This is a genomic window from Enterococcus sp. DIV0213h, from assembly GCF_051711285.1.
Taxonomy (GTDB): Bacteria; Bacillota; Bacilli; order Lactobacillales; family Enterococcaceae; genus Enterococcus_D; species Enterococcus_D casseliflavus.
Genome location: NZ_JBIOMH010000001.1, coordinates 789,611 through 805,496 on the forward strand (window position 1 = coordinate 789,611; position 15,886 = coordinate 805,496).

General features: G+C 39.4%; 10 protein-coding genes. 8 read left to right on the forward strand and 2 right to left on the reverse strand.

Features of this window, described 5'->3' with window-relative positions; all coding sequences use genetic code 11:
• Positions 1–5: 5 nt before the first annotated feature.
• Positions 6–455 carry a DUF305 domain-containing protein gene (locus tag IGI77_RS03675; RefSeq protein WP_005225207.1) on the reverse strand — a complete coding sequence of 150 codons (450 nt, stop codon included), beginning with the start codon at positions 453–455 and terminating at the stop codon, positions 6–8.
• Positions 456–1,223: 768 nt separating this feature from the next.
• On the opposite strand from IGI77_RS03675, the gene IGI77_RS03680 reads away from it, so the two are divergent.
• A complete protein-coding gene (locus tag IGI77_RS03680; protein WP_438769495.1) occupies positions 1,224–1,697 on the forward strand; it encodes a DUF1456 family protein in 474 nt (157 codons plus the stop codon).
• Between the two features lie 396 nt (positions 1,698–2,093).
• On the forward strand, positions 2,094–5,579 hold the full coding sequence (locus IGI77_RS03685; protein WP_438769496.1) for a MucBP domain-containing protein: 3,486 nt from the start codon (positions 2,094–2,096) through the stop codon (positions 5,577–5,579).
• A 103-nt stretch (positions 5,580–5,682) separates the two neighbouring features.
• Here the strand turns inward: IGI77_RS03685 and IGI77_RS03690 are convergent, their stop codons facing one another.
• Complete coding sequence (locus tag IGI77_RS03690; protein WP_438769497.1) at positions 5,683–6,117, reverse strand: hypothetical protein; 435 nt, start codon at positions 6,115–6,117, stop codon at positions 5,683–5,685.
• 532 nt (positions 6,118–6,649) lie between these two features.
• Between IGI77_RS03690 and IGI77_RS03695 the strand changes: the two genes are divergently transcribed.
• The 6 genes from IGI77_RS03695 (at position 6,650) to IGI77_RS03720 (ending at position 15,817) form a co-directional block, all read left to right on the forward strand.
• Positions 6,650–8,143, forward strand: a complete 1,494-nt coding sequence (locus IGI77_RS03695; RefSeq protein WP_438769498.1) for a helix-turn-helix domain-containing protein — start codon at positions 6,650–6,652, stop codon at positions 8,141–8,143.
• A gap of 484 nt (positions 8,144–8,627) precedes the next feature.
• Positions 8,628–9,008: a DUF7006 family protein gene (locus IGI77_RS03700; RefSeq protein ID WP_005225213.1), complete on the forward strand. Its 381-nt coding sequence runs from the start codon at positions 8,628–8,630 to the stop codon at positions 9,006–9,008.
• A 198-nt stretch (positions 9,009–9,206) separates the two neighbouring features.
• The gene (locus IGI77_RS03705) at positions 9,207–9,800 is read left to right on the forward strand and encodes an HD domain-containing protein (protein WP_438769499.1); all 594 of its coding nucleotides are present in this window, start codon (positions 9,207–9,209) and stop codon (positions 9,798–9,800) included.
• Positions 9,801–9,890: 90 nt separating this feature from the next.
• Entirely contained in the window at positions 9,891–10,256 is a 366-nt protein-coding gene (locus IGI77_RS03710; RefSeq protein ID WP_015509113.1) for a hypothetical protein, read from the forward strand.
• A 100-nt stretch (positions 10,257–10,356) separates the two neighbouring features.
• Positions 10,357–10,713 carry a RidA family protein gene (locus tag IGI77_RS03715; protein WP_015509114.1) on the forward strand — a complete coding sequence of 119 codons (357 nt, stop codon included), beginning with the start codon at positions 10,357–10,359 and terminating at the stop codon, positions 10,711–10,713.
• 532 nt (positions 10,714–11,245) lie between these two features.
• On the forward strand, positions 11,246–15,817 hold the full coding sequence (locus IGI77_RS03720; RefSeq protein WP_438769500.1) for a mucin-binding protein: 4,572 nt from the start codon (positions 11,246–11,248) through the stop codon (positions 15,815–15,817).
• Positions 15,818–15,886: the final 69 nt, after the last annotated feature.

Here is a 15,886-nt window from a genome sequence, read left to right on the forward strand (position 1 = left end):
ACTGGCTATTTGTTTTCCAACTCTTCGATCAATTCTTTCATTTCCTTGATTTCTTTTTCCTGTGCGTCAATGATTTTTTCTGCAAGTTCTTTTACTCTTGGATCAGACAAATCGGCATTTTTACTGGTTAAAATCGCAATCGAATGATGGGGAATCATGGCTTTCATCCAGGCCGTATCTCCCACGGCGGTTTGGCTTCTGACCATAAACAGGGAACCAAAAAAGAGTACAACACTGACAACTAAAATTCCGATATTCATTTTCTTGTTGTCATACATCTTCCACATAAATAACAGCATGATGATCGCCATCATCGCGCCCATCATCAGTGCCATAAACAGGCGGGTTTGGCTGAAAAAGATATGATCGAGGGCGTAGACATTGAAATACATCATACAAAACATAATCACCGTCGATACCCCAATCATCACCAAAAATTTCCCGTATTTCTTCATTTCTTTCCTCTCCTTTTTGTTTCTGCTACACGAAATAAAACAATAAAATCAACCAAAAGGGTCAAGAACACTTGCCTTGCTTTTGATTATTTTATTGTTAAGCAAAAAATTTTCTCGTTAAATTAAGTATAGCGGATAAGAAGAGTTTAGAAAAATAATACACTTAAGCAGGTTCCTTTTAGAGATGAGGAAACGATGACCAAGCGTGCATCCTGTCATCCATATAGAGGCAACGATCGGCTAAGCCCCCCATTTTAAAAGAAGATTGAAAATCAGGGGATTTTAAGCAGTAAATGAAAAAGCTTATTTCTTTTTTCTTTTGTTCGTTGAATAGATACTAAGCACAAGGGCAAGTCCTATACATAGAATCAACACAAATGTCATTTTTTCCCCTCCTAGTCCTTTGTCCTGAAAAGCGAAAATCATACATTTTTTGTTCCTTCAGTGATTGCTTCATGATGAAAGAAGGATAAAGCAGACCTCCTTTTATCATCGATAATGATCGGCAGTAGAAAATACTCGAATGATTTTCCTAATCTATGTACCATGTTACAGTGAAGAAGACAGAGGATGGCGACAGAAACTGTTTTGGTCGTTACTGATTGTGTCGTGAATCAGTACAAGTGACTTTCACATGAACGCAAACGGGTGTTGTCTAAGCGTTGGGCAATTGATTTTCTAGCAATCCCAAGCAAAGGAATTCAAAAATGATGGCTCTTAAGCATTTTTATTTGTTATAATCAACCTAAGAAATGGATGGTGTATAGAATGAATCACAATGATCGCTTGACGCGTTTACGCTATGCTTTGGATATCAAGGATACCGACATGGTGAAAATTTTTGAACTTGGCGGCGCTTCTTTCACAAAAGAAGAAGTAAGACAATTATTGAAGAAAAAAGATCCTGAGACCTACGAGATTGAGTGTACCAATGAAGCCTTTGAGCGTTTCTTAAATGGTTTGATTCGCTCGCAACGAGGAACAAAGCCAGATGCTGCAGAACCTGTCTTGGAGTTGAACAATGGCAATGTAAATAATTTGATGCTGAAGAAAATAAAAATCGCCCTTTCCCTAACAACAGATGAAATGCTGGACATTTTCGAGCAAGCGGGAGTTACGGTTTCAAAAGGTGAACTGGGCGCCATTTTACGCAAAGAAGGCCATCGCAATTACAAGCCATGCTTAGACAAATATGCTCGCAACTTTTTAAAAGGATTGACGATCGAGTATCGGGATAACTAGTAAAAAATCAATAATAGGCTGAACTTACAATGGGCCGCCCAAAGAGATGCATGTTATGTGTCTCTTTTTTTTTTGTGTAAATTCAAAAAAACAATGTAAATCAGTGATTGTAACGCTAACTGAGGCCAAGCTTGGAGCATGAAGGAGCAGGTGAAGTGAACGATCTGTATGCTTGAATAACCTGTTCGTTAAAACCTGACAAGTTTGGTCATTTCTGATACAAATGTTGACGTGTTCAGAATGATGAACCATGTAATACTATCAAAATGAACAGGGGTATCCTGTGTCTAAAAGTTGTAATTAACAAGTCGTCACCATCATCAGAAGGGGAAGTTTGTCGATAGGTGAAAGATAGGAAAGCGTATCGTAGTTAAACGAATATAAAAGGAGAATGTTATGAAAAGGAAATTTTGGGGCTATTTGTCATTGGCGATCTTGTTAAGTCAGCCTGTGTTGGCACCTTTGGCACAAGTTATGGCTGAGGAACAGGAAACCATTCCATCAAACAAAGAAATAACGACATTAGGAACATTAGAAAAAGTGGAGGAGACTACTGAAACAGTCGATTCTTCTCCTTTAGAAGAAATCAACGGTGACACCACAAGTAACTCAGAATCGCAAGAAGTGGTTAATGATGATGAGAAAAGTGGCTCGACGGAAAGTACAGAAAAAAACCTCCCTGATTCAAGTAAAGACACAGCTAGCTCGGCAACTGAATCATCAGCGGAAATGAAAGAGGCATCTAATCGCAGCGTTTCATTAGACGCTTGGATGCCAGATAAGAATTTGCAAAATGAGGTAGCGAATGGGCTAAACAAAACAGTTGATACAATCACTCAAGAAGATATGGTGAATCTAAAACAGTTAGATTTTTCTTCTTTAGCCAAAGACACAGTAGTCGATTTTACTGGTTTAGAATACGCTAGCAACTTGCAGGCGTTATATACGACGTCTATTATTGCTACGAATGTTCCCAAAATCACTATGGCTGAAAATGCAACATTGTTTACCCGTCCTAATGTACTAGCACACATTCTTCCAAAAGGATCTTTTTCAAATATCCACATAGGAAATTATGATGCCTATTTGACAGCCCAAGAATTAATTGGGGTTGGTCAATATCTTAGTGGATGGGTAACAGATTATCTGACGGTCTATGCAAGTAGCATGACGGATTTTTCTAAGTTAGAGCTATCTGCAGAACACCATCAAAATTCCCAACTATCTATTATGACTCAGGAGAAAATACTATTAGAGCCAATGCTAGTAAAAGACGGCCAGTCTGATGTTCTTTATAAAGACCGTATGATGGTTGATACCCAAGGAAATGCGTTGCTCTCTTCTTTGTCCAACAAAAAGTATTCTTATTCGATTCTGGGGATAGATAAAAATGGCTATATCTTTCCCTTATATGAAAATGATGGGTTTGAACTGACTGAAGAAGGGATTCAATTTAAAAATATTCCCGCCAATGTTGACTATTTGTCAATCACTTCTCTTGTTCCTAATCGTTTATCCACCGAGAGAGCTGCTAGTACAGGTACCATTCAATATTTAGTGAATTATCAAGTACCTGTGAAGTATGTGAATACTGCAGAAGATGTCACGGTCAAGTATCTTGACGAAAACGGACAGACGCTTGCACCAAATGTCACTTTATCAGGGTATGTAGGCGACCCCTTTACTACGGAAGAAAAGGATATCTCAGGCTATACACTGAAAGAGATCCAAGGGGATAGGATAGGGACCTTCAGTGATGTCGCGCAAGAAGTAATTTATGTCTATGAACGTAGTGATGCAGCCCCAGTTACGGTTAAGTATAAAGATACAGAAGGCAATGAATTAGCAGCACCAACCGTAATGAATGGCAAAATAGGGTTACCCTATACAAGTGAAGCTAAAACAATCAATGGCTGGTACGTTTCTCAAACACCAACTAACGCTAATGGGACTTACAGCGAAACGGCACAAGAAGTCGTTTATGTCTATGAGCGTAGTGATGCAGCGCCAGTTACTGTGAAGTATGAAGATACAGAAGGCAATGAATTGGCAGCACCAACCGTAATGAATGGCAAAGTAGGTTTGCCCTATGAAAGTGAAGCCAAAGCGATCCCAGGCTGGTTTGTAGCTCAAACGCCAAGCAATGCTACAGGTACATTTAGCGAAACGGCACAAGAAGTCGTTTATGTCTATGAGCGTAGTGATGCAGCGCCAGTTACTGTGAAGTATGAAGATACAGAAGGCAATGAATTGGCAGCACCAACCGTAATGAATGGCAAAATAGGGTTGCCCTATGAAAGTGAAGCCAAAGCGATCCCAGGCTGGTTTGTAGCTCAAACGCCAAGCAATGCTACAGGTACATTTAGCGAAACGGCACAAGAAGTCATTTATGTCTATGAACGTAGTGATGCAGCCCCAGTTACGGTTAAGTATAAAGATACAGAAGGCAATGAATTAGCAGCACCAACCGTAATGAATGGCAAAATAGGTCTGCCATATGAAAGTGAAGCCAAAACGATCCCAGGCTGGTACGTATCCCAAATGCCAACTAATGCCAACGGGATTTACAGCGAAACAGCTCAAGAAGTCGTCTATGTCTATGAGCGTAGCGATGCAGCCCCAGTTACGGTCAAGTATGAAGATACAGAAGGGAATCAACTATCTGCCCCGACGGTATTGAGTGGCAAAATAGGTCTGCCATATACAAGTGAAGCCAAAACGATCCTAGGCTGGTACGTTTCTCAAACACCAACTAACGCTAACGGGACTTACAGTGAAAATGAGCAAGAAGTAATTTATGTCTATGAACGTAGCGATGCAGCGCCAGTGACGGTAAGATACGAAGATACAGAAGGCAATGAATTGGCAACACCAACCGTAATGAATGGCAAAGTAGGTTTGCCATATGAAAGTGAAGCTAAAGCAATCAATGGGTGGTACGTTTCTCAAACACCAAGCAATGCTAATGGGACTTATAGTGAAACAGCTCAAGAAGTCGTTTATGTCTATGAACGTAGCGATGCAGCGCCAGTTACCGTGAAGTATGAAGATACAGAAGGCAATGAATTGGCAACACCAACCGTAATGAACGGCAAAGTAGGTTTGCCATATGAAAGTGAATCTAAAGCAATCAATGGCTGGTACGTTTCTCAAACACCAACTAACGCCAACGGGACTTACAGCGAAACGGCACAAGAAGTCATTTATGTCTATGAACGTAGCGATGCAGCCCCAGTTACTGTGAAGTATGAAGATAAAGAAGGGAATCAACTATCTGCACCGACGGTATTGAGTGGAAAAATAGGTTTACCATATACAAGTAAATCTAAAGCCATCCCAGGCTGGTATGTTTCCCAAATGCCAACTAACGCTAACGGGACTTATAGTGAAAATGCGCAAGAAGTTACCTATGTGTATGAACGTAGTGATGCAGCACTGGTTATCGTAAGATATGAAGACATGGAAGGAAATCAATTAGCTGAACCAACGATCCTTAGTGGCAAAGTTGGCTTGTCTTATGAAAGCAACGCCAAAGAAATATCTGGCTGGCGAGTTTCAAAGACGCCTAAAAATGCAAAAGGAACCTTCAGTGATGCCCTCCAAGAAGTTATTTATGTTTACAGTGCTGATAAAGAGAATGAACCGGGAGAAGATTCAGGAAAAGATACACCAGAATCAGAAAACAAGACGCCGGAAGAAGAGAACGGGAATAGCTCAGGAAATAACAACAAGCATACAAACACACAAACCAAATCAAAAAATAAGTTGCCTGCAACAGGAGAACAACTTACAGGTCAACGAATCATGGGCTTTTTGGGAGTCATCACTGTTCTGTTTTCTTTCGTAGTAATTTTGAGACGAAAAAGAAAAACTGAAAATTAAAAGCTTTTCAATAGAGAGGAAAGAGTATCCAGAATTGATTTTTTTCTGGATACTCTTTGTTTAACCCTATTTAAATATAAGCGAGAATATAGATTTTTATCAGTTATCTTTCGAATGTTACGTTCTTGAATTCATCATTCAAGCCATCCCGATAGGCAATAGTCAAGACTAATTTTCCTGTTGTTTTGTCATAGTCTATCACGTTTAGTTCTAGAGAGAAGTTCTTAACATTGGCATCAATATAAGAAACAATTTCTTTTTCTTCCTCACCGATTTTTATCGAAAGTGTGCTTTCTCCTAATAAATTCGCCTCCTCCAGAGCTATTTTGGTTGAGCGTATTTCAGGCTGATAGAAGACAGTGTTTGTTTGAGTTAAATAGGTTCTATTTATTCGCAACGGAACGGTGATCTTTCCAAAGTCATTTGAGACAACGATCCCAGGTTTATTACTAGGGGAGAAAAAGACAGCGAGACCTATTAAAATTAGAACGAGAATACTAGCAACACTTGACCATACTATTTTTTTTGATATTTTCATTGATTTCAGTTCATTCAGCGAAGTATGAACACCTGTCCCCCCATTCTTTTTAAATAATGTAAGAAGTTAGCTTGATTATGGCGAAGATACTTTAAAAATGACTGTCACTAATTTTCAATTTTATATAAGCGTAATTGATAGAAAGTAGAAGCTTTTGGAATTGTTGAAATGCTCAAAGGCTACTTAACTCTTCGATTGTAAATGCTCCTAAAAACCGACCCGCTTTTTATCGTAGCAAAATATACGATTTTTTACTTTTATTATTATAAAATAATTTTTTGATAAATATCGGTTTGGACTGTTTTGTCGTCTTAAACTAGCTGTTAGAAAGAGCAATGCTCTCCAGACGTAGTAACTCGTAGTTCTAAGTAGTTGTAGCCATGCTTTTGCTTATCCTAAATGATTCAGAAGGTGATAGTTTCAGAGACAGCTTCTTATAAAATGAAATAAGTAGTCAATGAATACACACTGAATGAAAATAGATCGTGAAAGGAGTATAATTACCTTAAAAATAAAGTTAAGAGGTATTATTATGTATAAATTTCTTTTAACTAAATTAGACCAAGATGTTTATGAATTGTTTGCGCATTTTTTTGAGCAGGCGGTGGAGCGTGAAAAACTAAATGACCTTGCTGAAAAGACAAACTTATCAAAACGACGAATCGTCTTAGTTTTTGAGCGAGCACTCGATTTGCAAAAGGCGTATCCTTATTTTGAGATTGCGTTGCATGAAGGTAGAGAGATGACGCTTTATTTTGCGCCGAATTTTCTTTTGTCTAAGCTTTATTCGGTCATGCTAGCAGAAAGCATGCCATTTCAAATTTTAGACAGACTCTTCAGTGATAAATATGTGTCGCTGGAAGAAACCGCCCAACAACATTATGTCAGCAATCGCACGGTTCAAAGAAAACTAAAGGAAGTAGAAACGATTCTTGAAAATTATCACATTCGATTGAACCTAAAAAGAAAACCGCTTTTTGTGGGTGAAGAATACCGTATCCGGCATTTTTTCCATATCATGTATTGGCAAATCTATGATGCAACGAACGCGCGTTATAGTGGATTGACGAAACAAAGTGTCAGTACATTGAAGAAAAAGTTGACAAGTTATCCCAGTTTTTATCGCGGGATTGATCAGGAGAAATTTGTTCAATTGCTGGCATTGAGTATTTATCGTTTTAAAAGAGGCTTTCCTGTAAAAGAGATTCCTCAAGAGATGAGGGAGATGAGGCATCTGACGATTTCCTTTGAAGAATTTAAAGAAGAGCTCATCAAACCATTGCTAAGAGACAATTTGATTCTAAATGGGCTTCCAGAAACAGAATTTCTCTTCTTGTATTATATGTTTTCTGTCATGACGACGTACTTACCTGAAGAGATTCCTAGTCAGTTAACAATTGAGGAACATTTTTCTCCACGAGCAATCGCTGCAGCAAGGCTATTTGCGGAAAATGCTCAGAAAGTTTTTCTCGTTTCTGAAAGCAATATTGATTATCTGTTGGTCAATGCCTTGAATATTCATTCGGTTTCGCTTCTTTTTGCATCGAAAAATAAGATCGATGCCTTTGGAAAAAGCACCACGGACAAAGATTATCGCCGTGTCTTCCCTAAGATTTTTCCGCTTGTTCAGGAGATGTACCAATCGTTAGCGCAACAATCACCAATTTTCGCAACCATGTATGAAGCGAACAATCGCTTGCTTTTTCAATATAGTATGCTTCTTTCTCTGGTAGCGAAAATCGATCGTTCTACGGTTCGTATTTTTCACGAATCAAAATTCGGAAAAATCCAAGAAATCAGACAAAAGGAACGATTGAAGCGCTGGTTTGGGTACACACTTTCATTTGTTTCCGAAAATCCCGATTTTGTCGTGACAGATTATCCCGTCAATCGGCAAGCTTTTATTGACCAAAATCCCAACGTCCAATTTTTTAAATGGAATAGTTTTCCAACGGGGGATCGCTGGCTTGAACTGATTGAAGCAGTTGAAAAGTTCCAGAATGAGTTTAGTCAAAAACATACGTAAAACTGTGGATTTCACAGTATGAAAAAAAGGGAGGATTCTCAAAACCAGAGAATCCTCCCTTTTTTTAGTGGGAAGTGAAAAGTTTTGCACAGCGTTTCTCAGATTTCCTATGTAGTTTGTCAATCGCTCAATCGGCTCTTGGGCTTGTTTACTTTTATGAAACTAAAATTGATACGATCCAACCCGAAGGTATCTAACAGGACTTTATTTGCTTCTAACAAACAAATGATTGGCGTCTCCTTTCCAAAAAAACATGTAATAATGCAGGCATAAAGATTTCGGTCAACAGAAACGTTTTACGAAAAAGTGAAGGCAAAAAAGTGTTCGAATCTTCTATTTAACGTAATGCTAGTGATTTCAGCCTAAAGGTCGATTTCCTTTCAATATTTCCATAGAGTAAGCATCGACGTATTCGTTCCAACTATAAACATATAAACAGGATTTTACATAAGATTCACCAATCAATAGAACAGGAGGGTTAAAGATGGAGTCAGCATTTAAGATCCATTCAATGGAAGAATATTTAAACTTCTACATGGAAGAAACGGAGCGGCTTTTTTTCAAGGAAGAGTTTCCAGAACTCAAAGAAAAGATTCTTGCCAATTGCTTCGAAATCAAACGAGCGATCCAAGAAATCAATCACGAAAACTTTTTTGAACAGTATGCGAGAATCAATACATTAGAAGCAGAAATTTTGATTATTTTGGAATGCAGTGAATTGCGGGGGAGTGACAATGTGGTCCCTTTTGCTGAGGCAGAAATTTTGCAAGTGGCGAAACAAGATAGCAAAACCTATTTTAAAGAAAGATGTGGGCTGACATTGATCGCGCCTACGCCCCATTCATTGCATTTTTCCGTGGAGTAGTTGAAGTAACAACAAAGATCATTCGTGAGGAAAAAGTGTTATAGGAAGTTTGAAAGGAGCCTTTCATTAAGGTTTGTGCAGGAGTAATTGTTTTACCAAAAGAAAAGGCTGCAGTCTTTTTAGGCAACTTTGGAGGCATTGTGGAAAAAAGCTGTCCCTTTGATATAAATTCATTTAACAAATAATTGGAGGTCACAGATGAATGCAATAGAAAAGAGGATCCAGTTTATTGTCGAAGCTGACAAGCTTAAATCTATCCTTAGACAATCGACACTGATCTATGATAGAAACCAACGGGAAAATGATGCAGAGCACACCTGGCATTTGACATTATGTGCACTATTGCTTGCAGAACATGTCGCAACCGAAGGGCAAGTGGATTTGTTGCGAGCACTCAAAATGTTAATTATTCATGATATGGTAGAAATCGAAGCGGGTGATACCTATTGTTATGATGAAGCTGGGTACCTGGATAAAGTACAGCGAGAACGGGAAGCAGCTACAAGTTTATTTTCTACATTACCGAGTGAACAATATGATGAATTTATGGCTTTGTGGGAAGCGTTTGAGGAAAGGACAACCGTAGAAGCAAAATATGCATCGGCAATCGATAGGTTACAGCCTGTCTTGCAGATATACTACTGTGACGGGAATACCTGGTTAGAAAATAACATGGATGTTGAACGCGAATTAAAACGAAACGAGGTCATCAAAGAAATTATGCCAGAAGTTTGGGACTATGTTAGAAAACTTATAGATGATGCCGTAAATAAAGGTTGGCTGAAGCAATAAAGCAAAAATCAATAAGCTGTTAAACATGAGCCAAAGTAGAAGAGCATCATCAAAATGAACACCAAATGTACTAGAAGAGAAGGAATGGTTATGAGTATCGGGGAAGTAGGGTATATTTTTACAAAGTATTTTATCGTAACAGTGTCTATTCTTACATCAATATATGGGGGCTATTGGGTATACTATGCCTTTGTCCAAACGAAAGATGAACAAGAAAAATCGCTTGTTTGCTACACGGCAGCAAAAGCATTCGGTGTCACTGCCCTCTTGTTTTTCCTCTATTATCTTTTACAGCTGATCGTAAAAGCCGCAAATGTAAAGCAGCTGACAAGGCTTTGGCAGATTCTTCATTTTGGAAGTCGTGATGAGTTTTCTGTAGGAATGGCTCTTTCCATCATGATGGTGGTCCTAGGAGTTTTTCTTTTGGTTGAAAAACGAAACATTCATTTGCGGTAATCATTGAATTTCCCGTGTTTTGGCAAAACATAGGCATAGAAGTTTTTTTTATAAAAGTAGTGAAAAAAATGGCTCAAACGCAAAAGGAGTAAAGAAGAAAATGATAAAACGTTACGATATTAATGAGGAATGGGCGCTTTCGGGCGTGATCGAAGCAGGAAATTTTGTTTTTGTTGGCTATTGCGTGGGAAATATTGGCGAGCCGATCGAAAAGCAGATTGTAGGAGCACTGAAGCAATTAGAAGAGCGATTAAAATTGGTGGATTTGGCACTAGCAGATGTGGTAAAGATGGATGTACTTTTCAAAAATATTTTTGATATTCCGATTATGGAAAAGATTTTAAAAGAAACCTTCCATGGGAAATTTCCTGTTAGAAAATCGATTCAGACAGAATTTGCTCATTCTGGCGAGGTGGGGATTCTTTTTCAAATTGATGCGATAGCTTTTAAGGGATAGCGCGATAAAGGGAGTACATTTCGAAAAAAACGGAACGTCTCTTTATGGTTACCTATCGGCAAAAGTAATGGTAAGCCAGTGTTTTCTTGAATGACGGTGTTGCTTACGCTTCATTGATTAAAAAAGCAGACAAAGAAAAGGGGGCTGAGGAATCAGTCCTCTTTTTTTAATCTAACACATCTTTTTTAGAATCACGGAACTCCCATCAGTGTGGTAAGTTATTGAGAAGAAAGAGTTAAAAATAGAGTGTAGTCTGACAATAACGTGTTATTTATTGTATTTTGTATACACTTTTAGCGATCGTCGCCTTCATATTCCTTTATTTTCTTTTTATAAAATAGGACTTTTTTTGTATTTTTCAAGCCGTTTATTGTCGTGTCCTGATCCGAGAACCATGTAATAATGCAGGCATAAGGAATGAGAACAACGAACGTATTACATAGAAGTAAGAAGTAGTTGTCAACGGGCAGCTTTTTTGCATTGGGGAGAGTGTCGCTGCGCTTATTCACTTAAATTGAAAGAGGGAACAGTAATGAAAAAATCAGCGAAGCAAGAACTATTGTCGCGTCTTCTTGTTAGTTCGTCAGTGTTTATTTTGGGAAGCCCAATTGTTACACAAGCAGTTGTTAGCATCCCTGCTGCGGCCGAAACAATCAGCACTTCAGAGATAGAGGAAGCAACACTGAGTACGAGTGAGAATCTTTCTGAACAGCAAGTTTCCGAACCAGCAGTAACGGAGGAAACGACCACTTCTGAAACGGGGAGCAAAGAAAAAGCAGTTGAACAAGAAACTGAACAAGAAACAGTCGAGACAACTCAAGTAGAAGAAACGGAATCTGATCAGCGAACAGAACAGTCTGCAGAAAACGCCAGTACAGAAGAAGACACAGAAAGCAGTATGGCGGCTGATGAGAGTCAGGAAGTAAAATCTGCGCTAGCAGAAAATATATTGTGGACGGGCATGTGGGGGACTGCGCCAGCAACATTAGATATTGAAGGGGTTTTGACTGTAGGAGCAGGTACATTGACAACTGCGGTGGATCAAGTGATTCCTTTAACGGAAGAACTTAAAAATATGGTCATAAAAAAAGTTATTCTCACAGCACCAGTCATTCTACCAGCAGATGTGCCAGGTCTGTTTGAAAGTACCTCTCATGATGGGAAAGTCCCTTCAGAGTTGGATGAAATTGTAGGACTGACTTTTCTTGATACGAGTCAAGCGACCACAATGAATAATATGTTCTATGGCTTTCGAGGATCATCGCTAGATTTGTCGAACTTTGATAGCAGTAGTGTAATAAGCTCATTGGGAGCAGGGATGAACGAATTTTTAGGCAATGCTTTGTACTTAAAGGAATTAAAGTTAGGGCCGAATTTTAGTTTTGTTGGGTGGAAAAATTCGTCAAGTAATCCCTATCCGGTCAATTTGTCAGAGCCTAGTGACATGTATGGCTTTCATTCCAGTTACTATACAGGATATTGGCAAAATGTAGGAAATGGAACAGTTGATGCGCCTTATGGCGATTATGTCTACTCATCAAAAGATCTTGTTATGTCCTACGATGGCGCGTCTATGGCGGACACTTATGTGTGGCAGCCTCATCACATTGAGGCCGCACCAGTTACGGTCAATTACTTAGATGAAGATGGCAATGAATTATTGCCCCCGAATATACTGACTGGCGGAAATATTGGCGATACAATTGAAGTTGTTCCTGAAGATATTCCTAACTATACATTGAAGGAAGTCCATGGTGATGAGAAGGTTGTCTTTAGTAATGTTCCGCAAACGGTCACGTATATCTATAGTCCCTTGATAGAAACCAAGGAAGAAAGGAAAATTGTCGCACGAATCATTCACTATTTGCATGAAGACGGTACGGAAGCTGCTCCAGATCATGTAGATACAGTTGAATTTACTCGAGAAATAAGGACGAATCTAGCCACTGGCGAAGAAACGTTCGGTGAATGGCAAGCAAGAGATGATGATACGATATTTGATTTAGTCAAAAGTCCGGAGATAGCCAACTACTATACAGACAGGGATTTTATTGATGAAGTCATGGATGTAAAGGCCGATTCAGAAGATATTGAAGAATTTGTCATTTACTCGCCAAAGATAGTCGAATCAACGGAAACAAAAGAAGTCAAGCGAATGATCCATTATGTGTATGAAGACGGCAAAGAAGCCGCGCCAGACAATGTAGACACGGTCACCTTTACACGCACAGTCACAATGAATGAAGCAACAGGTGACAAAACTTTTGGTGAATGGCAAGCTAAAGATGATGACACGACGTTTGATGAAGTGTCAAGTCCAGAAATTGACAAATACAATGCAGACCAAAAAATGGTTGATAAAGTCATTGAGTTGACTGCAGAATCAGAAGATCTTGAAGTAACTGTCACTTATTCGCCAAACATGATCGAATCTACGGAGACCAAAGAGGTCAAGCAAACGATCCATTATGTTTATGAGGACGGTAAACAAGCCGCACCAGACAAGACGGACACTGTGACTTTTACACGGACAGTGACAACGAATGAAGCAACAGGTGACAAAACTTTTGGTGAATGGCAAGCCAAAGATGATGACACAACGTTTGATGAAGTGCAAAGCCCTGAAATCAAGAACTATCACGCAGACAAAACAAGCATTGAGGAAGTCACAGGTTTGACAGCAGGGGACAAAGATCGCGAAGTGACTATCACTTATTCGCCAAACATGATCGAATCTACGGAAACCAAAGAGGTCAAGCAAACGATCCATTATGTGTATGAAGATGGCAAAGAAGCCGCCCCAGACAAAGTAGACACGGTCACGTTCACACGCACAGTGACAACGAATGAAGCAACAGGGAAAAATACCTATGGAGAATGGCAAGCAAAAGATGATGATACAACGTTTGATGAAGTGCAAAGTCCTGAAATTGACAAATACAATGCAGACCAAAAAACGGTTGATAAAGTCACAGGTTTGACTGCAGAATCAGAAGATCTTAAAGTAACTGTCACTTATTCGCCAAACATGATCGAATCTACGGAAACCAAAGAAGTCAAACAAACGATCCATTATGTTTATGAAGACGGCAAAGAAGCCGCCCCAGACAAACTAGACACGGTCACCTTTACACGGACAGTGACAACGAATGAAGCAACAGGTGACAAAACTTTTGGTCAATGGCAAGCTAAAGATGATGACACGACGTTTGATGAAGTGTCAAGTCCTGAAATCAAGAACTATCACGCAGACCAAAAAACGGTTGATAAAGTCACAGGTTTGACAGCAGAGGACAAAGATCGCGAAGTGACTATCACTTATTCGCCAAACATGGTCAAATCTACGGAAACCAAAGAGGTCAAGCAAACGATCCATTATGTGTATGAAGATAGTAAACAAGCCGCACCAGACAAAGTAGACACGGTCACCTTCACACGGACAGTTACAACGAATGAAGCAACAGGTGACAAAACCTTTGGTGAATGGCAAGCAAAAGATGATGATACAACGTTTGATGAAATGAAAAGTCCCGAAATCAAGAACTACCATGCAGACAAAACAAGCATTGACGAAGTTACAGGTTTGACAGCTAACACCAAAGACTCCGAAGTAACTGTTACTTACTCGCCAAATATGACTGAGTCAACAGAAACTAAAGAGGTCAAGCAAACGATCCATTATGTGTATGAAGATAGTAAACAAGCCGCACCAGACAAAACGGACACTATTACTTTTATACGAACTGTCACAATGAATGAAGCAACCGGTGACAAAACTTTTGGTGAATGGCAAGCCAAAGATGATGATACAACGTTTGATGAAGTACAAAGTCCTGAAATCAAGAATTATCACGCAGACAAAACAAGCATTGACGAAGTTACAGGTTTGACAGCTGACACCAAAGACTCCGAAGTAACTGTCACTTACTCACCAAATATGACTAAGTCAACAGAAACTAAAGAAATCAAGCAAACGATTCATTATATGTATGAAGACGGTAAACAAGTCGCCCCAGACAAAGTAGACACGGTCACCTTCACACGCACAGTGACAACGAATGAAGCAACAGGAAAAAATACCTATGGTCAATGGCAAGCCAAAGATGATGACACGACGTTTGATGGTGTGAAAAGTCCTGAAATCAAGAACTACCATGCAGACAAAACAAGCATTGACGAAGTTACAGGTTTGACAGCCGACACCCAAGACCGAGAATTGACCGTTACTTACTCACCAAATATAACTGAGTCAACAGAAACCAAAGTGGTCAAGCAAACGATCCATTATGTGTATGAAGACGGCAAAGAAGCCGCCCCAGACAAAGTAGACACGGTCACGTTCACACGCACAGTCACAACGAATGAAGCAACAGGAAAAAATACCTATGGTCAATGGCAAGCCAAAGATGATGACACGACGTTTGATGGTGTGAAAAGTCCTGAAATCAAGAACTATCATGCAGACAAAACAAGCATTGACGAAGTTACAGGTTTGACAGCCGACACCCAAGACCGAGAATTGACCGTTACTTACTCACCAAATATAACTGAGTCAACAGAAACCAAAGTGGTCAAGCAAACGATTCATTATATCTACGAAGGCGGCAAAGAAGCCGCACCAGACAAAACGGACACTGTTACTTTTACACGGACAGTGACAACGAATGAAGCAACAGGTGACAAAACTTTTGGAGAATGGCAAGCTAAAGATGATGATACGACCTTTGATGCGGTGAAAAGCAAGAATATTGATGGCTACACGGCAGATGTTACGACGGTCAAAGAACAAACAGGATTGACTGTGGAAGATGAAGATAGGGAACTGACTGTGACGTATATAAAAAATCCAACCGAACCGACAGACCCATCAAAAGAGCCAAGCAACACACCAAATGATCAGACAAATCCAGAAGTTACGACATCGTCTACTGATAAGGAACCAACGACTAAAGTACCAGAAACAACAAAAACAGCAACTAGTGAAAAAATTCTTCCGAAAACTGGGGAACAAGCAACGCCGTACGGTTTGTATGGAGGAGTGGCATTGGTTGTCGCATCACTATTAGGTCTCTTTATGAAACGCTCAAAAAGAAAGAGTGAGTAAGAAGGATCGAAGAAACGCTTGAAGAAGCTTTGATCGAGTGTTGCTTATACTAAATTAGAGGTAGGAAAC

Bases quoted from the DNA above. Each gene is read 5' to 3' on its own strand.
- IGI77_RS03715 (WP_015509114.1), top strand. From the start codon at position 10,357: ATGATAAAACGTTACGATATTAATGAGGAATGGGCGCTTTCGGGCGTG.
- IGI77_RS03675 (WP_005225207.1), bottom strand. From the start codon at position 455: ATGAAGAAATACGGGAAATTTTTGGTGATGATTGGGGTATCGACGGTG.
- IGI77_RS03700 (WP_005225213.1), top strand. From the start codon at position 8,628: ATGGAGTCAGCATTTAAGATCCATTCAATGGAAGAATATTTAAACTTC.
- IGI77_RS03705 (WP_438769499.1), top strand. From the start codon at position 9,207: ATGAATGCAATAGAAAAGAGGATCCAGTTTATTGTCGAAGCTGACAAG.
- IGI77_RS03680 (WP_438769495.1), top strand. From the start codon at position 1,224: ATGAATCACAATGATCGCTTGACGCGTTTACGCTATGCTTTGGATATC.
- IGI77_RS03695 (WP_438769498.1), top strand. From the start codon at position 6,650: ATGTATAAATTTCTTTTAACTAAATTAGACCAAGATGTTTATGAATTG.
- IGI77_RS03685 (WP_438769496.1), top strand. From the start codon at position 2,094: ATGAAAAGGAAATTTTGGGGCTATTTGTCATTGGCGATCTTGTTAAGT.
- IGI77_RS03720 (WP_438769500.1), top strand. From the start codon at position 11,246: ATGAAAAAATCAGCGAAGCAAGAACTATTGTCGCGTCTTCTTGTTAGT.
- IGI77_RS03690 (WP_438769497.1), bottom strand. From the start codon at position 6,117: ATGAAAATATCAAAAAAAATAGTATGGTCAAGTGTTGCTAGTATTCTC.
- IGI77_RS03710 (WP_015509113.1), top strand. From the start codon at position 9,891: ATGAGTATCGGGGAAGTAGGGTATATTTTTACAAAGTATTTTATCGTA.